Here is an 18,883-nt window from a genome sequence, read left to right on the forward strand (position 1 = left end):
GAGGGGTTCCGCCGGTGGTTTCCTGTCGAGGTGTCGCCGGTCGCCCGCCGTCCTCCGGCTACTGCCGGGCGCGGCGCAGCCCACCGGCATACAGGTGCACCAACGGCGGAATGTGGTAGGTGTCCAGCCTGCCCCAGTCGAGCAGGCTGGCCATCGCGAGTTCCTCGAGTGCGTGCCGGGCACGCTCGACGGTCCAGCCGGTCGCGGCGGCCGCCGCGGCGGCGGTCGTGTCGTTCTCCATCTTCCCGAGGCGAACGAACAACGCGGCGCTGTCGGTGTCCAAAATGGAATAGGCCGAGAAGAACGCTTCTTCCAGTGTGTAGCGCGGACTGTCCTCGGCGGCCGAGCTGAGCCGGGACAGCCGGGTTCGCCTGTCTCGCAACCATTCCAGTAGCAGGGGCACGTCCGGGTATGGCATGCCGTGCAATTGGTCGGCCGCGAGGGAGAGGGCCAGTGGCAGGTCTCCGCACAGGTGCGCCAGCTCGTCCAGATCCTTCTCATGCCGATCCTCGGCGTCGCGTTCCGCCGTGGTGTGCGGGAGCGACTCGGCGAGCATGTCGACGGCGTCACCGCGCGGCAGCACGTCGAGGGAGATCCGTACCGCCCCGTCCCGGGCGACGAGTCCGCCGAGCCGGCGCCTGCTGGTGATCACGACCATCGTGCCCGCACCCGCGGCGAGCAGTGGCCGCACCTGGCCGATCTCCCTGGCGTCGTCGAGCAGCACCAGTGCTCGCTTGTCCGCCATCAGGCCGTGGTAAGCGCCGATTCGCTCGTCGAGACCGTCCGGCACGGCGAAGGTGTTCCCGCCGACCGATTCCAGCAGCACCCGCAGCGCCTCGGCGGCCGTGATCGGCGGTTTCGTACCGTGCCGCCCGCGCAGGTCGACGTAGTGGCAGCCATCGGGAAACAGGTCACCGGCCTGGTGCGCGAACTCGAGGGCGAGCGCCGTCTTGCCGACTCCGGGCGCACCATCGATCGAACACACGACCTGGGTGTTCGCCGCCAGCTCCGCTACCTGGTCGAACAGTTCGGTGCGCTCGGCGTTCCTGCCGACGAAGCCGGCCGCCTTCGGCGGCAGTTCGGTGCTTCTCGTGCCGCTGCGCCGGGATCCCGGGGCGGCGGCCGGGGTCGCGGGGCCGGCGATCGCCTCCCGGCGGGCGTCCCGCAGTGGATCCCCCGGCTCGATGCCGAGCACCTCCGCGAGCTGCTCGCTGGTGCGCTCGAACTGTGCCAGCGCGTCCGCACGGCGGCCGCGCGCGTTCAGGATCCTGATGCGCAGTTCGGCGAGCCGTTCGTGCAGCGGGTGCTCGCTGATCGCCCCCTCGAGGCGGGTGAGCGCGTCGAGCACGTCGGCCTCACTGCCGCTGTTCAGGGAGGTCTCGGCGAGATCGGCGATCGCGGCCAGCCACAGTGTGGTCAGGCGCGCCCGTTCGGCTTCGACGAACGGTGCTTCGATCCCGGCGAACGGCGTCGACGCCCACCGTCGCAGCGCTCCCCGCCACAGCGGTATGGCCTCCTCGGGTGAGCCGACGGCCCGGAGATGGGAGGCCATTACCAGCTCCCGCTCAAACTGACGAATATCGACCTGGTCGTCTTTGAGTTCCAGTCCGTATCCGGATCGCTTGGTGAACAATGGTGAATAAGATTCGCCATTGTCCGTGTCGTCACGAAGAATTCTGCGCAAAGCGGACATGTATGTGTGCAGATTGCCGGTGACCGATGCCGGGGCGGACTCGCCCCAGACCGCGTCGATCACCTCGCTCCGCGACAGGACGGCACCCGTGTGCGCGGCGAGGAAAGCCAGGACGGCCTGTTGACGGGGCGGCCCGGCCACGACCTCGGAGCCCGCTACCCAGAGTCGCAGTGGTCGCAAAAGTTCGATCGAAATAGCACTGCCGTAACCCATTGTTGTCCTTCTGGCGCGCTCCGGAGCCGTAGGGTAGCAGCCTGCGGTTCGCCCTCGCGTAAGCAGCCGAGTGGCTCGTCGGAGCGCACGGAGGCGCGGGTCCCGGCCCGCCGGTGTGGAAGGATCAGTTGTGTGCAAGCTGAAGGCTCGCTGTCCGTCCGGCTGATCGGTGCTGTCGCGGTCATGCGTGACGGTGTCGCGTTACCGGTCGACCGGCCTCGGCAGCGCGCGGTACTGGCCGCGCTGGCATTGCGCGCCGGGCATTCCGTGCGACGCGACGAACTCGTCCGGGCCGTGTGGGGCCAGGATCCACCGCGCAGTGCCCCCGGCAACGTGCACACCTACGTCTCGGGGTTGCGGAAGGTGCTCGGCTCGCCCCAGGTGCTGCGCACGGAGCCGGACGGTTACCGGTTCGACGTGCCGGCCAGGGACGTGGACGCACTGGAGTTCGACCGCTGGGCCGACCGGGCCACCGATGCCTGGGCCGGCGACGACGGCGAGGCGTGCCTGGCCGCCGTCGCCGAGGCCGCGCGCCTGTGGCAGGGCGTCCCGCTTCCCGGCGTCGAGGGCCCGTTCGCCGAAGCGGAACGGCACAAACTGGACGAACGCTGGCTGACCCTGCGCAGGCTGCGCGCGCAGGCCCTGCTCGCCTCCGGGCGTATCGCCGAATCCCTCGCCGAGAGCACGAGCCTCGCCCACGCCCATCCGCTGGACGAGCGGGTCGCCATGCTGCGCAGCAGAAGTCTGTACTGCGATGGGCAGGTCGCCGAGGCGCTCGCCGAACTCGACGCGTTCCGCAGGCGGCTTCGCGAGGAGATGGGTGCCAAGCCCGGCGCCGAGCTCGGCAGGTTCTACGAACAGATGCTCACTGGTGAGGTCGACTCCGAGCACGGCGGTGCCGGCACGGCGAAACCGGAGACCCCGCCCACGCCCGCTGCCGGAGCACGCGCGGCCACACGTTCCGGCCCCGCCCACCTCCCGCACGGCCCGTGGGGATTCGTGGGCCGGGACAACGAGCTGGCCGGGCTCGCCCCGGAGCCGGGCCTGCCGCTGGTGATCAGCGGGCACGCCGGCATCGGAAAATCGGCGCTGGCTCTGCGGCTGGCGCACGACCACCTGGAGCGGTTCCCGGACGGGCAGCTCTACGTGGACCTGGCCGGCTCGCTGGATTCAGGGGCCGCCCCGGTGGCCGAGGTGCTCGACCGCCAGTTGCTCGCGTTCGGCGTGCACGTGGACGACCTCCCCGGTGCGGTCGACCAGAAGGCCGCGCGGTTGCGCGCGCTGCTGGCCGCCCGCCGGGTCCTCGTCCTGTTCGACGATGCCGCGGACCCGGAGCAGCTCGCACGGCTGCTGCCGGAAGGCGGCAACAGCGCGGCCATCGTCACCAGCCGCCGCCGGCTGTCCTCCCTGCGCGAGGTACGGAGCGTGCCGTTGACCGAGCTGTCCCCGGCCTCGGCCACGGAACTGCTCGCTGATGGCTGCGGCAACAAACTGGACGTCGATCCGGCGGATCCGTGGCTGGCTCGCGCGGCGGCCTTCTGCGGTCACGTTCCGCTGGCTCTGCGGGTTCTCGCGGTGCGCCTCGCCGAGGCCGGCGCCGACGCGGACGCGGTTCGCGGTTTCGTCAACGAGCAGGGCGACCACGAGGATCCACTCGAAGTGCTCTCGCCGGAGGGCGACGGGACCGGCCTGTCCGTCCTGGCCGGACTGGAGCACGCCGGCGCGTCGCTGTCCCGGGACGCTCGCACCGGGCTCTCCCGGTTGAGCACGAGGGCCGATCAGGAGTTCTCATTCGACACGCTCCGCCGGACTGACCCGGACTGGCCGGGCCCCTCCGCCGAGCCGTCGGCCGTGCTGGACGAGCTGCTCGAAACCTGCCTGCTGGATCGCTGCGGAGAGGATCGCTACCGGTTGCCGAACCTGGTTCGCACCTATGGCCGCAGGCTCGCGCGGCAGCCCGACTCGCACGACGGGGGTGTGCTGTGACCGTCCAGATCGATCTGCTCGGCCCGGTCCAGGCGCTCGTGGAGGGCAGGCCGGTCGCCCTCGGCAGCCCCACCAGGCAGGCGGTGCTGGCGGTACTGGCGATGCGCAGCCCGGACGTCGTCCCGCTGGACGATCTGATCACCCTGGTCTGGGGAGTGGCCGCGCCGCCGAGCGCGGCAGGCAACGTGCAGACCTACGTGTCCGGCCTCCGTCGGGCGCTGGAGCCGGAGCGGCCGCCCAGCGAGCCGTCCAACCTGCTGGTGCGGGTAGGTCGCGGGTATCAGCTTCTCCTTCCCATGGGCGCGGTCGACGTCCACCAGTTCACCGAACTGGCGGACGCGGGGAGGTACGCCGCGGCCGAAGGCAGGCTGGACGAGGCGGCGGCCTCTCTTGGCGCGGCCCTGTCGAAATGGCGGGGCGTACCGCTCACGGACGTCCCCGGCCCGTTCGCCCAGGTGCAACGGGACGCGTGTACCGAGCAGTACCTGAACGCGCTCGAGGCCTGGGCGCCCGCGATGCTGGAACTGGGCGGGGCGGCCGAAGTCGTGGCCACCCTGCACGAGCCCGCCGCGGCGCACCTGATGCGGGAACGGCTCGCCGTGTGTCTCATCGAGGCCATGCACCAATGCGGCCGGGACGACGAGGCCCTGGCCCACTACGAGCTCGTCGAGCGGACGCTGCGCGAGGAACTCGGCGTGCTGCCGACGGCCGAGCTGGTGTCGCTGCGGGACCGGGTGACCGGTGACGCGCAGACCGCGCAGGTCGTCAACCTCCCGCCGGTGCATCTCCCGGCGGACGTGCGCTCCTACGTCGGCAGGGACGCCGAACTGGCCCGGATGCACGAGTTCATGCGGGCACCGGCCGGTTCTCCCCGGCTGATCGTGCTGCACGGCGCCGGCGGTGCCGGAAAGACCGCACTCGCGGTGCACTTCGTGAACGAGGTCGCCGACCGGTTCCCGGACGGACGGCTGTACGTCGACCTGCGCGGATTCGCCGGGGCGGCCGGCCCGCTGTCCGCCGGTGACGCGGCGGGACGTTTGCTGCGCGACCTCGGGGTGCCGTCGAACCGGATACCGGCGCACGCCGACGCGCGGGTGGCCCACCTGCGCACGCTGCTCGCCGGGACCCGGACCCTGCTCGTGCTGGACAACGCGCTGGATGCCGAGCAGGTTCGTCCGCTGCTGCCCGGCACGGACGGCTGCCTGACCATCGTCACCAGTCGCCGGTGGCTGCGCGGGCTCGTGGTCAGCGAGGGAGCGTTGCGGTTGCCGGTCGGGGTGCTCACCGAGTCCGAAGCGCTCGCCCTGCTCGCCGAGGTCGCCGGGCGGCGGCGGGTCGCGGCCGAGCGGAGGGCCGCCGTGCAGCTGGTGCATCGGTGCGGGTTGATGCCCTTGGCCCTGCGGATCGTCGCGGAGCGTGCGGCTTTGCGCTCACGTCGTGATCTCGCCGAGATGGTCGCCGAACTCGACGAGCAGGAACGGCGGCTCGACGCGCTGTCCGTGGGGGAGGAGAGCACCACCCTGCGCGCGGTCTTCTCCTGGTCGTACGCCGCGCTCCCGCCCGAGCACGCGCGGATGTTCCGTCTGCTCGGACGGTTTCCGGGCAAGGAGATCTCGGTGGCGATAGCCGCGGCGCTGGCCGGCGTGGCGCACCGGGACGCCGAACGCGCCACCGAGGCGTTGCGGGAGGCCCACCTGCTCGAGGTGGTGCCGGCGACGGGGCGTTACCAACTGCACGACCTGTTGCGCTCGTACGCGCTGGAGCGCTTCGACATCGAGGAGCGGGAGGAGGACAAGGAAGCGGTCCTGCACAGGCTGCTCGACTGGTATCTGCACGGCGCGCGCGCGGCGGACGAGTGGCTGTCCGCTCCGGGGCGTGCATCCACCGAGTCCATGGGAAGCCTGCCCGAGTACGTCGTCCCGCCGGTGTTCGCGGATCCGGAAACGGCGGCGGACTGGTGTGAGGCGGAACTGCCGAACATGCTGGAGACGATCGATCTCGCGGCGTCCGCGGGTTTTCTCCGGTACGCCTGGCACATTCCCAACTTCTTCATGGGCTTCTTCATCCTGCGCTGCAACGTCTCCGAATGGGTGCAGGCGATGACCGTTGCGGTGGAGCAGTGCCGCGCCCTCGGCGACGCGAAAGCCGAGGTTCGCTGCCGGTTCAACCGGCTGCTCGCCTACACCCAGGTCAGTCAGTTCGAACGGGTGCTGACCGAGGCCTCGGAGCTGCTGTCCTCGGACGCGATCCGGCTCGAACCGCGTATACGTCCGTACGTGCTCAACGCCATCGCCTACGCCCTGCTCGGCCTCGGCAGGCCCGCCGAGGCCGCCGAACAGCTTGAGGACGCGCTGCTGGGGGAGTTCGGCGAGCAGGCCGCCCGGTTGTCGGGGTTGCGGGCGAGCCTGGGCGAGGCGTACACCGCGATGGGCAGGTTGGCCGAGGCTCGGCAGTGTCACGAGCAGGCGCTGGCGATGCGCAAGGAGCAGGGAGAGCTGAGCGGGCAGAGTTCCAGTCTGCGCGGTATCGGCGAGCTGGAGGTACGCGCGGGCGACCTGCGTGCCGCGGTGACCTGCTTCATCGAGGCACGCTGGCTGGCGCGAAAAGTTGGCGCCCACCGCGAAGAGGCTCTGTCCCTGCGCGCCCTCGGCGATGCGTACCTGAGACTGCCCGGCCGGCATACCGAGGCCCTGGACACCCTGTCTCGCGCTCTCATCATCTTCGAACAGCTCGGGGACGCGATGGCCGACGACGTCCGCGCCGAACTCGACCAACTGTCCACAATGGACCATATTGCCAAGTCGTCCTGACCGGCGATCCGGCAGTTGTCGCCGCTGTCACGACAGGATGATCAGTTCCCAGGCGCGCTTTCCGGTGCCCGCGGTCGACAGTGCGAGCGCCGCGGACGCCGCGATGAGAAGACCGGCCGTTCCGAACTCACGCGAGATAGCCATTCGCGATGACCTTTCTGGTTGACGTCGATGAGTTCCGCGTGTTCGTGCAACGAGTTGAAGACTTCCAGTAGCGGTCACCCCGGTCAACGTGGTTGCCCGAAGAGTAGAACCGTCTTGACCGAATGGCCGCGCACATCGGCCGCCGCAGAGGAAGCACGCCGTGTCACGACCGGGCGCGGGTAGCCGCTCACCGGAAACGACTCACGGGCCTCAGGGTTCTTCGAGGTTGATGACCGTGTGAAACGCGGTGCCGTTCACCTTGCACTCCTTGACGTCGGCGCGATCGAAGTTCGCGGAGGAGATGTCGGGATCATTGGCGGCGCCGTGGATGTGTGCGGTGCACTTCCAGTCGTTGGCGCTGTTCGCCTTCACCTCGAACACTTCGGATTTCCCGGTGTTCCAAGCTCCGGTGCAGGCCTTGTCGGCATCTGTCTCGACGCAGATCTCGGCCACGGTCGCGGAGAAGTTCGACAATCGGAAGTTGTAGGTACTCTCCGCCTGGCTCACGCCCGTGGTGGCGATGATGCCCGCCCCGATCACGGTGGGCGCGACGACGGCGGTCAGCAGCGTACGTTTCATCCTGATCAATGGAACCTCCTCGGTCGGACAGGGCTGGTTACGGCGCCTTGGTCTTCAGCGTGGTGGCGAACAGAGGGCCTTCCAGGTAGCACTCCTTGGCCTCGGACCGGTCGAAGAGACCGGAGGACACGTTCCCGCCCATCACGACCTTGGCTTCGCACTTCCAGTCGTTGGCGCTGTTCGCCCTCACCTCGACTACTGTGGACTTTCCTTGGGGCCACTCGCCCGAGCAGACCTTGTCGGTGTCGGTGTGAACACAGATGTCGGCCACGGTGGCGGAGAAGTTCGACAGCCGGAAGTTGTAGGTACTCTCCGCCTGGCTCACGCCCGTGGTGGCGATGATGCCCGCCCCGATCACGGTGGGCGCTACGACGGCTGCCAGCAGCGTACGTTTCATGGGCATCGACTGAACCTCCTGTGATCGCCGTGTCAGTGCGAAACGCCATGCGCTGGCATTGCGTTTTTTTCTGACCGTATTGGTGACGGTAAGCGGCTTCGGGTTCATTCGCCATGTCCCTTGTTGTCCGAAGAAAAGCATTTTCGGGCAACAGGAGGAGGGGTGTGCCGGCGTTGTTTTCGGAGTTTCCGGCGTGTCGCGGTCATCGATCAGCGGACTTGCCGTGCACGGCATTGCTTGTGCCGCAACAGGAGCGCAACCGCGTCCACTCCACGGTCAGCTCGGTGTGTTGCCGGTTCCGAGGGGATGGTCTGTCGCGTGGCTTGCACGGGCAGTCAGCTCGGTCTGCAGCAAATGCGGCGACGCGGAGAATCCGTGCCGTTCGTACACCGGTACAGCGCGCATCGAGGAATGCACGGTGACCCGTTCCAGTCCCAATTCTGCGGCCAGACGCAGAATCGCGTCGATCAGCCGGCCACCGAGGCCGTCGTCGCGGGCCTCCGGTACCACGTAGACGCACTGGAGGTCTCCGGAGGCCCGCGAGAACACCCGCGGGCTCGGAACCCGCGCGATGACGACGAGGAACGCCATCCCGATGACCTCACCACCGCGCACGAGAACCATGCCCCGGTGCGTGGCCTCGTTCCTTCTCGCCCACGCGGTGAACTCCCGCACGAACCGGTCGCGTCCGTCGTCCGGCAGGCCGTCCCGCTCGGCGACCCAGCGCCACCGCAGCCGGGCCACGGCGTCGAGTTCGGCAGGGCGGGCGAGGCGGATCTCCGACGTCATCACGTTTCCATCGTGGCTTTCGGGCGTCGGGCAGGCGAGCATCCCGGCGCGGCCGGACGGAAGCTGTCGCCGGGTGGTCCGAACGGGTGTGCCGAGTCTCGGCCGGGTCGCGTGTCGGCCATGGGAGAGTCATGTCATGACGGTCGTGTCCGGGGACTTCGAACTGACGATGAGCGAGCTGCGAGTGGTCGCACGTTACGTGGTGGAGAGCGCGGAAGCCGTCCTGCCCGTATTCGAGGAACTCCATCCTGATGACGCCCGGCCCCGTGCCGCCGTCGACGCCGCCCGGGAGTTCGTCGGCGGCGCGAACAGGACGAGGCTGCAGCGCGTCACCTCGCTGGACGCACACAGGGCCGCGAAGGACGCGGCCACCGAGACTGGGCGCCTCGCCGCCCGGGCCGCGGGCGATGCCGCGTCCGCCGCGTACCTCCATCCGATCGCCAGAGCTACCCAGGTCGGCCACATCCTGCGTGCCGCGGCCTGCGTGGCGCGGATAGCAGAGTTGCGCGCGGGCGACGATCCCGAAGCCGGAACCGAGTCGATCGAGCAGGCCGGGCGACGTGCCACCCCGGTCCTGATCGACGTACTTCGGCGCTACCCGCCTGCCCCGGCGGGACGGAACCGTGTCGCGCAGCTCATGTCCACTTTGGACGAATCCTTGCGTGCCGACCTTTGATGGCTGGTCGCGACGTGGATGACGGGCATGTCACGCGCGCGCGGTGGCGGTGAACAGGGCGTCCAGATGGCGGTCCATCAGGGCCATCGCGGTGCCGGGATCGTGTACGTCGAGCAGCACGTAATTGGCCAGTCCCTCGGCCAGGCAGACCAGCAGTTCCGCTTCGGTGTCCGGATCCCGGCCGGGGGTCAGAGCGCGCGCCTCGGCCGCGCGGTGCAGCTGGCCGGCGAACAGTGCGGCCAGCGGACGCGTGCCGTCGCGGGTGATCGTCCGTAGCTCCTCGTCGTGCACCGCCCTGGACAGAAAGGCCACGTGCACGAGCAGCCCGGAGCGGCTTTGCGGGTCGAGTGGCAGCATCTCCCGCAGGGTCGTGCGGATGAGCAGGTACGGGGTCGTGGGCCCATCGGACGCGAGCCGCTCACCCACTCGCTGTGTGGCGAGCTCGCCGACCCGCCGCAGTGCGAACAACAGGAGTTCGTCCTTGCTGCGGAAGTAGTGCTGCAACTGTCCGAGGGAGACCTCGGCCTCGCCGGCGATCTCGCGCAACCCGACGTCGTCGAGACCACGATCGACCGCGATCCGGGTCAGCGCATCGGCGATCCGGTTCCTGCGCTGCTCGTGGTCCACCCGCTGGGCCATGTGTGCTCCTCCCTGTCCTCGGCCGAATTCCGGCCCCCGTGGACCGATCCTCGGGCGCTCCGGCGATACGAGCCCGCCACTGGTGGCAAGTCAGTTGTACTGCTAGCGTCAAGTGTAGCAATACGATTGACTTAAGACAGGGGATCCTATGAGTGCCCGATCGGCCGCACTCTTCACGGCCGCATGGGACATCGGCGCCACGGTCGGCACCTACTACGTCCTGCGGCTCGCCGGCGTCTCCGAGCGGACCGCGCTGCTGGTCGCCGGCGTCCTGGCGGCGACCCGGCTGGTCTGGGTGGCGATACGACGGCGACAGGTCACCTGGTTCGCCGCGACCATGCTCGCGGTCTTCGGCCTGGGCCTGTTGCTGACCTTCCTGTCCGGCGACGCCCGCTTCCTGCTGTTCAAGGATTCGATCCTCACCGCCGGGCTCGGCCTCGTCTTCCTGCTCAGCGCCGTGACCGGGCGTCCGCTGACCCTGTCGGCCGCCCAGACCGCCCAACCGTGGTGGGCGGGCCGGCTCGACGAGATGTTCCAACACGACGCGGACGTGCGGCGGCGGATGATCATCAGCGCCGTCGTCTGGGGTGTCGCTCTGCTCACGGAGGCCGTCCTGCGCGTCCCGCTGGTCTACACGCTTCCGGTCGACGTCATGGTGGCGGTGTCGGATGTGCTGCTCTGGGGCACCTTGGCACTGGTGGCCGCCTGGAACCTGGTGTACACCCGTGCGCTCTGGCGGACACTCGTGTCCGCGTGACCCGCCCCGGCGCGTCCGGACCGACCTCCCATGTGTGGCGAGCCGCCTTTCCGGCTTCGGCCTGCTCGTGCGCACCGTTTGCGCGGGCCGGGTACCGGGCATTCCGGCGTCACTCCTGTTCCCCTGGACAAAGGATTGAAGTCATGGTCGAGGTCACCCGTACGTTCACCGTCAGCACCCCGCCCGAGCAGGTGCACGATTACCTGCGGGACTTCTCGAACGCCGCCGAATGGGACCCCGGGACCGTGTCCTGCGAACGGATCGGGAGCGGCCCCGTCGAGATCGGTACCCAGTGGCGCAACGTGTCGAAGATCGCCGGTATCGAGACGGCCCTGACCTACGAACTCACCACACTGAAGCCGGGGAACCTGGTGTTCACCGGCAACAACGACACCGCGACCACGGCCGACGACATCCGGATCGCGCCCGGTGACCGCCCGGGGACGACCGAGATCGCCTACCACGCCACCATCGAGTTCCTCGGTGCCGCGAAGCTGGCCGCGCCCATTGCCAAGGGCGTGTTCGAGAAGGTGGGCGTTGACACGGAACGCAGTCTCACCGGCATTTTCGGGGCCATAGACTGAATCCCGGCCCGTCGCAGCGGGCGCCGCGAGCACGCCGATGCCGGGCACCGGCGCCGACGCCCCCGTCGTCGGCGCCGGTGTCCGCTCAGCCCGGGGTGGTCTCACCGCCGAGGGGGGCGAGCACTTCGCCGGTGTAGTACGACGACATGCGATTCGACGCGAGGAACACGTAGGAGGGCGCGAGTTCGTCGGGCTGGGCCGGTCGTCCGTAGGGGACCTGGGTGCCGAAGTCGGCCGTCTTCTCCGCCGAGAACGTCGAGGGTATGAGTGGTGTCCACACCGGACCGGGGGCGACACAGTTTATCCGGACACCGCGCGAGGCAAGGGCTTGTGCCATGGAGTAGGTCCAGGCGTGCACGGCGCCCTTGGTGGCCGAGTAGTCGATGAGTGACTTGTTGCCGCGCAGGCCGTTGACCGAGCCGGTGTTGATGATGGCGGCCCCCTCACCCAGGTGGGGAAGCGCGGCGGCGGTCACCCGGAAGTAGCTGTGGATGTTGACGTCGAAGGTGCGCATCCACTGCTCTTCGGTCAGTTGCTCGGGCGAGTCCAGCGGCCACTGGACGGCCACGTTGTTCACCAGTACGTCGAGACCGCCGAGTTGCCGCGTGGTCTGGTCGACCACGGCGGCACACTGCTCGGCGCTCGCCAAATCGCCCGGCAGCAGCACGCAGGCGCGCCCTTCGGCACGCACGTGTTCGGCGGTCCGCTCCGCGTCCTCGTGTTCATCGAGGTAGGCGATCGCGATGTCGGCGCCTTCCTTGGCGAAGGCGATGGCCACGGCACGGCCGATGCCGGAATCGCCACCGGTGATCAGTGCACGCCGGTCACGGAGCAGGTCGCGGCCCTGGTAGTCGCCCATGGTGTCCCGCGGCGCCGGATCCATCCGGTCCGTGGTACCTGGTGGGTTCTGCTGTTGTTCCGGTTGCGGCGAGTCGGCCACTGGATTCCTCCTTCATCGGCGTTCCGCGAGTGATACCCAGCCAGGGGCGGCACGAATCCGCTGCCGGAGCGGGGCGGCGGGGGAGCGGCGAACGGAGATGCCACACGCGATACGGCGAACCAGGACCGGAAGGAATGCGGGCTGGTCGCTCGTACCCGGCGAGAGGGTTGACCTCGCAGGTCGGCGTAGTAGCGTCGAGGGTGGCTGTCATTCCGTTGAGCAGCAGCGGTTGTACGTCCGAACACACGCCCACCTCGCAGTGGGCCGAGGTCGGACACGTGCGGCGACGCTGTTGCCGTCTCCGCATGTGTCCTCGCGGAGGAACAAGTGAGTAACGCGTACAGCGCCGGGTCGCGGCAGCCGACAATGCCGCGAGAGGCGGCGACAGAGTTTCGCGCGACCGGCTTGGTGGTCCACGTCCGCGCCAAGGCCGGTGGCATCCTGGTGACGGCCGACGGCGACGTCGATCCGTGTTCGCTCGGTGCCCTCTGCGGAGCGCTGGAAAACGAGCCGCAGTCCCGTACGGCGGCTCTGGAGATCGACCTCACTCGGGTGTCGTTCTGCTGCACCGACGGGCTGACGCTGCTCATGCACCTGTCGCAGCGATGTGCCGAGTCGCATCGGCCGTGCCGGTTCGCGTTCAGCCGGGCCGTCAGCCGTCCACTGCGCCTGCTCGGATGGCTGGACCACATGCAGATCCGCGACGAAGGCATCCGCTCGGATGCCTCCGATACCCGGCGTGTCACCAGCCTGTCCTCCGGCGCTTCCGCCGGCTCGGCCCGGGAGGCCGTGACCTGACAGCCGGGCACGCCACCTCGGCCCGCTGACGGTGAGTTCTCCGTCTCGGTCGCGGCACAGGCTCGCCCGTGAGGGTCGGTCACCCGCCGAATTCTCGGCGTTCGCGCCGGAGCCGTCGTCGCCTGCTCTGCCTCGGCCGAGCCCCAGAGCTCCGCGTCCCTTGTGGACACGAGCATCGGTGGAGTGACCACGTTCACAACGTTTGGTGGTTGCGTATGCCGTTGCGGCACAGCGTCTGCTGACGGGAGGAGGCAACACCGTCGACGACCGAGGAGAACGATCATGGCACTGCCCGAGACGATCGCCGTCGAGGACTTTCTGCGCCCGCCGGAGCGGACCGGCGCGACCATTTCGCCCGACGGCACGCGACTGGCTTTCCTGGCTCCGTGGAAGAACCGGCTCAATGTGTGGATCCAGGATCTCGACTCCGATGCGGAAGCCCGCTGTGTGACCGCCGACGAAACCCGTACGGTCCAGGACTACCGGTGGACCGATGACCCGCGTTGGCTGCTCTATCTGCAGGACGACGGCGGTGACGAGAACTGGCACATCTTCCGGGTCGATCTCGACGATCCGGGCGCGGACACGGTCGACCTGACGCCGTTCCCCGGTTCCCGCGTGCTCGATCTCCAGTTGCCGCCGCAGCGGCCGGGCACGGCGATCGTGCAGCTCACCGGCCGGGAGGGGATCGCGGTCGAGCTGCACGAACTCGACATCGCGACCGGCGAGCTCACCCTGCTCTCCGGTGACGTCGACGCGGTCAAGGCCGTGCACTACGTCGGTGACGGGTCGCTGCTCGTCGAGCGCCTGAACGACGAGGGGGACACCGAGGTCCTGCGCGCCTGCGATGGTGCCGGCGAGCCGCGCCACGTCACGACCTTCGCGGGTACCGATTACCCGGTGGGCGTCTACCCCTTCGTGGTCACCCCCGACGGCACCGGCCTCTGGGTCGGATCGAACCGCGGTACCGACCGCACCAGGCTCGTCCGCATCGACCTCGCCACCGGCGAGGAGACCGAGGTCGACAGCCATCCCACCTTCGACCTGGACGGCCGCGCGCAGGCACTGACCAAGTTGCCCGCACCGCTGATCCGGGATCGGCGGACGGGGGAGTTGCTGGGGGCGCGCTATCTCGGGCAGCGGCAGGTGATCCATGCGCTGGAGCCGGGTTTCGCGGAGGTACTGGCCAATTTGGAGTCCCTCTCCGATGGTGACCTGGCGTCGATCTCCTCCGACCGGGACGGGCGGCGGTGGGTCGTCTCCTTCTCCCACGACCGCGATCCCGGCGTGACCTGGTTCTACGACCACTCCACCGGGGAGAGCCGGATGCTGTTCCGGCCGAACCCGCACCTCGACCCGGACGTGATGGCCCCGACCGTCCCGGTCACGATCACCGCCCGCGACGGACTCCGGCTTCCCTCGTACCTCACCCTGCCGGTCGGCGTGGAGCCGTCGAATCTGCCGATGGTGTTGCTGGTGCACGGCGGGCCGTGGACCCGTGACGCCTGGGGCGGCGACCGGTCCGTGCAGGTGCTGGCCAATCGCGGCTACGCGGTACTGCAGGTCAACTTCCGCGGCTCGGCCGGGTTCGGCAAGGCCCACATGCAGGCCGCAGTCGGCGAGTTCGCCGGGAAGATGCACGACGACCTCATCGACGCCGTCGACTGGGCGGTCGAACAGGGATACGCCGACCCGGACCGGGTCGGGATCTTCGGCGGGTCGTACGGTGGTTACGCGACCCTGGTCGGGGTCAGCTTCACCCCGGACCGTTTCGCCGCCGCCGTCGAGTACGTCGGCATCTCCAACCTGGCCACCTTCATGCGCAGCGTGCCCGAATACGCGAAGCCGTCGCTGGGGGTGAACTGGTACCGCTACGTCGGCGACCCCGCCGACCCCGTGCAGGAGGCGGACATTCTCGCCCGCTCACCGATCAGCAGGGTCGAGGCCATCCGCACTCCGTTGATGGTCGTGCAGGGGGCCAACGACACCCGCGTGGTGCGGACCGAGTCCGACCAGATCGTTGACGCCCTGCGCGCCCGTGGGGTCGACGTGGACTACCTGGTGTTCGACGACGAGGGTCACTTCATCGTCAACCCGGAGAACCTGGTCACGATGTTCCGGGCGGCCGAGCGCTTCCTCGCCCAGCACCTGGGTGGCCGGGAGTACCGGGGCTGACAAGGGCCACCCTCCGCCGGCACGACCCGGCCTCCGCCGTCAGCGGTTTCCTCCGCCAGCGGGGGCCGGGAACTCCGCCGCGGTGGTGAACCTGCCCTCCCGCTGCTCCACCCTGAGCTCGCCCCCGTCGTCGGCCACCCGCCGCTTCAGCGTGCGCAGTCCGCTGAGTTCGGGCACCGAGTCCCCGCGGGCACCGTCGTTGGTGATGACGATGCCCGTGTCCGACAGGGTGATTCGCACCCGGGTCGCCTGAGCGTGGCGCAGAATGTTGGTCGTGGTCTCGCGGAGCACCTGGCCGAGCATCTCGCTCCGGCGTGGGTCGGCGTCCGCCTCACGGTTCACGCGCACGAGAATGCCCGCTGCCTCGAAGAGGTTCTTCGCGTTCTCCAGCTCGGCGGAGAGATTGAGCCTTCGCTGCGCGTACGCCAGTTCCTTGGTCTGGCTGATCGTGTCGGCGACCAGGAGATGGATCTCGCCCAGCTCCTCCTCAGCTCGCTCGGCGTCGCGGCGTACCAATTTCCGGGCCAGCGCAGTCTTCAGCTTCACGACGTGGAGCGTGTGCCCCTGGATGTCGTGCAGATCGCTGGCGAAGCGCACGCGCTCGCGGGTGACGGCCAGCTCCGCTTCCCGTCCCCGGGCCTGTTCCAGTTCGCCGACGAGGTCGTAGAACAGCTTGCTGACGAAAATGGCGGCGAGGGTCAGAACGGCACTCCCGGTCGGCAGGAGGACGTAGTTGACGAGAACGTCGGTGGTACCGCTCGAGGACACCAGCAGTCTCGCCGCACCGACGGCGGCGACGTAGGCGATCAACCCGAAGGCGGCCGCCCCCCGGTGACGGGGCCGGTGGACCACGACGATGGCACCCACGATCGAGAGGCAGAACGACGCGGTATGACTGCCGGACACCAGGGTGCCGAACGGCCACACGGCGGCGGTGATGATCATGCCGGGGATCGCCACCCTGGAGATGTCCTCGCCCACCCAGTGCCCGAGGACGGTCAGGGCCACCACCACACCCAGCGCCAGGACCGCGGCTTCCCACCAGGTCTCGGAATCGGCGACGAGCAGCAGCGTCCCGACCGTGCCGAGCAGCGGCAGCAGGACGGCGAGATTGAGCCGGTGCAACCGTCCCCTGATCGTCTTGACCTGCTCGGACGTCGTGTGCGCCTCGTTCCCGGACAGTCTCACCGTTCGTGATCCGGCCGCCGGGAAACCACCAGGGCCGGCATGAGCATCAGGGCGCTCATCCCGGCGATGGCCGCGGCCGTCCACGCCAGCCATTGGTTGTCCTCGATCCACGATCCCACCTCGCCGGGAAGGATACCGAGGTCCAGGAAGTGAACGAGGCACACCACGCAGACCAGGAGGAAGGCAACCATGGTGGCCACCAGCACGATGCGCACGGCTCTGGGATCCATGGGCGGTCTCCGTCGTCGGGCAGGCTGACTGGCACCCCGAAGTGTCCGCGCCCGACCGTGGGGCCGGTAGTGACGCTGTGTCATACGTGTCTCGTCGCGTCAGCCGGCGCCGGTGTCCACTGTGGACCACACGGTGCTCCCGGCCGGGTGGCTACCTTCCCGCACGTTCGACTCGTTCCTGGAAGATCCGGCTCGCCCTGCGCTGCTGCTCGTTGAGGATGTACTCGGTGTGCTCGCCGAGCAGGCAGGGGACCTCGGCACCGATCTCGACGTCCGGAACGTGCTCGAGCATTGGCCGGTAGTGCGCCGCGAGCTCCTCCGCCAACTGGTCGGTCGCCTCGCCCGGCGTGTCCGGCCCGAGTGCGGCGAAGCGGCGGAGCAGTGCCGTGATCGCCGGGGTGAGCACGGCGAGTTCGGCCAGGGCGCAGGCCAGGTCCGCGGTCGCGCTCTTTCCGATCAGATGCGCGAGCAGGACGATCTGGTCGCGTTCGAAGCGGGCCAGATCCGGGGCTATGTCCGCGGCGGCGTTGAGGGTAGGTCCGTAGCTCGCCAGCTCCGGCGGCAGATCGGGCATCCCGCCCTGGCTGCGGAGCCCGGCGATCACCGCTCGCCGGTCGGTGAGGAGTTCGATCTCGGCGGCGGCCCGCTGGTCCAGTTCGTCGAGCACCGCCTCGGCCGCCCCGGGGTCGTCGAGCACGGCCGGAAGCCCCGCGAGTGGCACACCGAGTCCCGTCAGGCGGGCGATACGCAGGATCCGGACCAGGTGACGCACGTCGTAGTCCCGGTACCCGTTGACCGAGCGTCCGGGCTCGTCGAGGAGCCCGATCTGGTGGTAGTGCCGCAGAGCGCGGACGGTGACACCGGCGAGTGCGGCGAGTTCACTGCTGCGCAAGGACTTTCTCCTTCGGTTCCAGTCCGGTAAGGGCACGGGACATGACGACCACGACGGTGAGGACGGGCCACACGGCGGTGACGGCGAGCCCGGCCGCGAGCGGCGAACCGGCCTCGGCGACGACCCCGGCGAGGCCGATGCCGATCGGGGCGGCGACCTGCAGGATCGCGTTCTGCAGGCCGAGTACCCGGCCACGGACCGCGTCCGGGATCCGCTCGGCCTGCAACACCCCCACCACGGCCCCCAGCATGGCGTTGGCCACACCGACCAGAGCCGCGCCGGCGAACACCACCGCCGGTGAACTCAGTGTCGCGATCAGCACGAATCCGGCCGTCGTTCCGATCAGTGCGGTGCCCATCCAGAACCCGCGCGACATTCTGGCGCCGATGGCGGCGAACACGCCGGCCCCGGCCAGCATTCCGGCGGCGAGCGCGGTCAGGACGAAGCCCAGCAGGTCCGGGCGGGAGACGACGCTGAAGTACAGCGGCAGCACCAGGCCCTGCATGCCGCCGAGAACCACCGCTCCGCCGACGGTCAAGGTCACCGTGCCTGCCAGCAGCCTGCTGCGGCGCAGCACCGCCACCCCCGCCCCGAGTTGGGCCCACACCGAGGAGCCGCGGTGGCCGGGGTCGAGGTCGGTGTGGCCGAAGCTGTGCGGAACGGCCAGGGTGAGGACCGCTGCCGCCGCCGAGGTGATGGCGGTGATGAGCAGGACGGTACTTCCCTCGAACGCCACCAGCAGGGTGCCCGCGGCCGCGGGTCCGATCACCAGTGCCATCGAGGTCATCGACTGACGGACACCGACCAGCCGTTCCAGCGGCACACCGGCGTGCCTGGCCACGGCCGGGACCAGCACCTCGCGCGCGGTCATCCCCGGCACATCGCCGAGCGAGCCCACGACCGCGAGCGCGACGAACCACCACAGGTTCAGGCCCCACAACAGTTCGGCCGCCGGGATCGCCGCGACCGCCCCGGCCGAGACGATGTCGGCGAGTACCGAGCAGGTACGACGGTTGACCCGGTCGAGCACCACGCCCGCGAACAGGCCGGCCAGCAGCGCCGGTACCGCGGTCGCGGCGGACACCGCACTCACGCTGAGCGGACTGCCGGTGGTCTGCAGGACGATCAGCGGCAACGCCACCGCGACGATCCCGTTGCCGAGCAGGCTCAGGAAATGCGAGCAGAGGTAGGCGATGGCGACCGGTGGCATATGGACAGTCAAAGCCCCGACGTCGCGTCGGGGTCAAGCCCGCACGGACGGCTCGGCGTGCGGAGTGTGGCGCCGGTGCCACCGCCTCCGGTGCCCGCTCTGCTGCAGGGCCGGTGCCCAGCGGTGCGCGGAGCCGACGGCACTCCGGCCGGACAGTGTTCTGAATGGACAGTGGGCAGACGG

At 69.4% G+C, this 18,883-nt stretch carries 17 protein-coding genes; 7 read left to right on the plus strand and 10 right to left on the minus strand.

Features of this window, described 5'->3' with window-relative positions; translation table 11 throughout:
- Positions 1 to 58: 58 nt before the first annotated feature.
- Positions 59 to 1,906: an AfsR/SARP family transcriptional regulator gene (locus CFN78_RS21725; RefSeq protein WP_094864708.1), complete on the minus strand. Its 1,848-nt coding sequence runs from the start codon at positions 1,904 to 1,906 to the stop codon at positions 59 to 61.
- A 132-nt stretch (positions 1,907 to 2,038) separates the two neighbouring features.
- On the opposite strand from CFN78_RS21725, the gene CFN78_RS21730 reads away from it, so the two are divergent.
- Both CFN78_RS21730 and CFN78_RS21735 read left to right on the plus strand, forming a co-directional pair.
- Positions 2,039 to 3,892 carry an AfsR/SARP family transcriptional regulator gene (locus tag CFN78_RS21730; RefSeq protein ID WP_094864709.1) on the plus strand — a complete coding sequence of 618 codons (1,854 nt, stop codon included), beginning with the start codon at positions 2,039 to 2,041 and terminating at the stop codon, positions 3,890 to 3,892.
- Positions 3,889 to 6,702, plus strand: coding sequence for an AfsR/SARP family transcriptional regulator (locus CFN78_RS21735; RefSeq protein ID WP_094864710.1), 2,814 nt, complete (start codon positions 3,889 to 3,891; stop codon positions 6,700 to 6,702). Before CFN78_RS21730 ends, CFN78_RS21735 begins: the two co-directional genes overlap by 4 nt.
- Positions 6,703 to 7,056: 354 nt before the next feature.
- On the opposite strand, the gene CFN78_RS21740 is transcribed toward CFN78_RS21735, so the two are convergent.
- From CFN78_RS21740 to CFN78_RS21750, 3 genes are all read right to left on the minus strand, one after another.
- Complete coding sequence (locus CFN78_RS21740) at positions 7,057 to 7,425, minus strand: hypothetical protein (RefSeq protein WP_094864711.1); 369 nt, start codon at positions 7,423 to 7,425, stop codon at positions 7,057 to 7,059.
- A gap of 37 nt (positions 7,426 to 7,462) precedes the next feature.
- On the minus strand, positions 7,463 to 7,828 hold the full coding sequence (locus CFN78_RS21745; protein WP_133116416.1) for a hypothetical protein: 366 nt from the start codon (positions 7,826 to 7,828) through the stop codon (positions 7,463 to 7,465).
- A 270-nt stretch (positions 7,829 to 8,098) separates the two neighbouring features.
- Entirely contained in the window at positions 8,099 to 8,611 is a 513-nt protein-coding gene (locus tag CFN78_RS21750; RefSeq protein ID WP_094864713.1) for a GNAT family N-acetyltransferase, read from the minus strand.
- 136 nt (positions 8,612 to 8,747) lie between these two features.
- On the opposite strand from CFN78_RS21750, the gene CFN78_RS21755 reads away from it, so the two are divergent.
- A complete protein-coding gene (locus CFN78_RS21755; protein ID WP_094864714.1) occupies positions 8,748 to 9,287 on the plus strand; it encodes a putative immunity protein in 540 nt (179 codons plus the stop codon).
- Between the two features lie 30 nt (positions 9,288 to 9,317).
- Here the strand turns inward: CFN78_RS21755 and CFN78_RS21760 are convergent, their stop codons facing one another.
- Positions 9,318 to 9,926, minus strand: a complete 609-nt coding sequence (locus CFN78_RS21760; protein WP_094864715.1) for a TetR/AcrR family transcriptional regulator — start codon at positions 9,924 to 9,926, stop codon at positions 9,318 to 9,320.
- A 148-nt stretch (positions 9,927 to 10,074) separates the two neighbouring features.
- Between CFN78_RS21760 and CFN78_RS21765 the strand changes: the two genes are divergently transcribed.
- Positions 10,075 to 10,683 carry a VC0807 family protein gene (locus CFN78_RS21765; RefSeq protein WP_094864716.1) on the plus strand — a complete coding sequence of 203 codons (609 nt, stop codon included), beginning with the start codon at positions 10,075 to 10,077 and terminating at the stop codon, positions 10,681 to 10,683.
- A 143-nt stretch (positions 10,684 to 10,826) separates the two neighbouring features.
- The gene (locus CFN78_RS21770) at positions 10,827 to 11,267 is read left to right on the plus strand and encodes an SRPBCC family protein (RefSeq protein WP_094864717.1); all 441 of its coding nucleotides are present in this window, start codon (positions 10,827 to 10,829) and stop codon (positions 11,265 to 11,267) included.
- Positions 11,268 to 11,352: 85 nt separating this feature from the next.
- Here the strand turns inward: CFN78_RS21770 and CFN78_RS21775 are convergent, their stop codons facing one another.
- On the minus strand, positions 11,353 to 12,150 hold the full coding sequence (locus CFN78_RS21775) for an SDR family oxidoreductase (RefSeq protein WP_094864804.1): 798 nt from the start codon (positions 12,148 to 12,150) through the stop codon (positions 11,353 to 11,355).
- A 384-nt stretch (positions 12,151 to 12,534) separates the two neighbouring features.
- On the opposite strand from CFN78_RS21775, the gene CFN78_RS21780 reads away from it, so the two are divergent.
- Complete coding sequence (locus tag CFN78_RS21780; protein ID WP_133116417.1) at positions 12,535 to 13,005, plus strand: STAS domain-containing protein; 471 nt, start codon at positions 12,535 to 12,537, stop codon at positions 13,003 to 13,005.
- Positions 13,006 to 13,287: 282 nt separating this feature from the next.
- Positions 13,288 to 15,180, plus strand: coding sequence for a S9 family peptidase (locus CFN78_RS21785; RefSeq protein ID WP_094864719.1), 1,893 nt, complete (start codon positions 13,288 to 13,290; stop codon positions 15,178 to 15,180).
- A 39-nt stretch (positions 15,181 to 15,219) separates the two neighbouring features.
- Here the strand turns inward: CFN78_RS21785 and CFN78_RS21790 are convergent, their stop codons facing one another.
- The 4 genes from CFN78_RS21790 to CFN78_RS21800 all read right to left on the minus strand — a co-directional run bounded on the left by CFN78_RS21790 (position 15,220) and on the right by CFN78_RS21800 (position 18,700).
- Positions 15,220 to 16,368 carry a sensor histidine kinase gene (locus CFN78_RS21790; RefSeq protein ID WP_240519614.1) on the minus strand — a complete coding sequence of 383 codons (1,149 nt, stop codon included), beginning with the start codon at positions 16,366 to 16,368 and terminating at the stop codon, positions 15,220 to 15,222.
- Entirely contained in the window at positions 16,365 to 16,598 is a 234-nt protein-coding gene (locus CFN78_RS29285) for a hypothetical protein (RefSeq protein ID WP_165777660.1), read from the minus strand. The genes CFN78_RS21790 and CFN78_RS29285 overlap by 4 nt, the downstream gene beginning before the upstream one ends.
- A gap of 151 nt (positions 16,599 to 16,749) precedes the next feature.
- Positions 16,750 to 17,490 (minus strand): MerR family transcriptional regulator, encoded by a 741-nt coding sequence (locus CFN78_RS21795; protein WP_094864721.1) that lies wholly within the window; start codon positions 17,488 to 17,490, stop codon positions 16,750 to 16,752.
- Positions 17,477 to 18,700 (minus strand): MFS transporter, encoded by a 1,224-nt coding sequence (locus CFN78_RS21800; protein ID WP_094864722.1) that lies wholly within the window; start codon positions 18,698 to 18,700, stop codon positions 17,477 to 17,479. Before CFN78_RS21800 ends, CFN78_RS21795 begins: the two co-directional genes overlap by 14 nt.
- Between the last annotated feature and the right edge of the window lie 183 nt (positions 18,701 to 18,883).

This window comes from Amycolatopsis antarctica (genome assembly GCF_002262875.1).
Classification (GTDB): Bacteria; Actinomycetota; Actinomycetes; order Mycobacteriales; family Pseudonocardiaceae; genus Amycolatopsis; species Amycolatopsis antarctica.

Bases quoted from the DNA above. Each gene is read 5' to 3' on its own strand.
- CFN78_RS21775 (WP_094864804.1), bottom strand. From the start codon at position 12,150: ATGGATCCGGCGCCGCGGGACACCATGGGCGACTACCAGGGCCGCGAC.
- CFN78_RS21745 (WP_133116416.1), bottom strand. From the start codon at position 7,828: ATGCCCATGAAACGTACGCTGCTGGCAGCCGTCGTAGCGCCCACCGTG.
- CFN78_RS21765 (WP_094864716.1), top strand. From the start codon at position 10,075: ATGAGTGCCCGATCGGCCGCACTCTTCACGGCCGCATGGGACATCGGC.
- CFN78_RS21800 (WP_094864722.1), bottom strand. From the start codon at position 18,700: ATGCCACCGGTCGCCATCGCCTACCTCTGCTCGCATTTCCTGAGCCTG.
- CFN78_RS21750 (WP_094864713.1), bottom strand. From the start codon at position 8,611: ATGACGTCGGAGATCCGCCTCGCCCGCCCTGCCGAACTCGACGCCGTG.
- CFN78_RS21725 (WP_094864708.1), bottom strand. From the start codon at position 1,906: ATGGGTTACGGCAGTGCTATTTCGATCGAACTTTTGCGACCACTGCGA.
- CFN78_RS21760 (WP_094864715.1), bottom strand. From the start codon at position 9,926: ATGGCCCAGCGGGTGGACCACGAGCAGCGCAGGAACCGGATCGCCGAT.
- CFN78_RS29285 (WP_165777660.1), bottom strand. From the start codon at position 16,598: ATGGATCCCAGAGCCGTGCGCATCGTGCTGGTGGCCACCATGGTTGCC.
- CFN78_RS21755 (WP_094864714.1), top strand. From the start codon at position 8,748: ATGACGGTCGTGTCCGGGGACTTCGAACTGACGATGAGCGAGCTGCGA.
- CFN78_RS21740 (WP_094864711.1), bottom strand. From the start codon at position 7,425: ATGAAACGTACGCTGCTGACCGCCGTCGTCGCGCCCACCGTGATCGGG.
- CFN78_RS21785 (WP_094864719.1), top strand. From the start codon at position 13,288: ATGGCACTGCCCGAGACGATCGCCGTCGAGGACTTTCTGCGCCCGCCG.
- CFN78_RS21770 (WP_094864717.1), top strand. From the start codon at position 10,827: ATGGTCGAGGTCACCCGTACGTTCACCGTCAGCACCCCGCCCGAGCAG.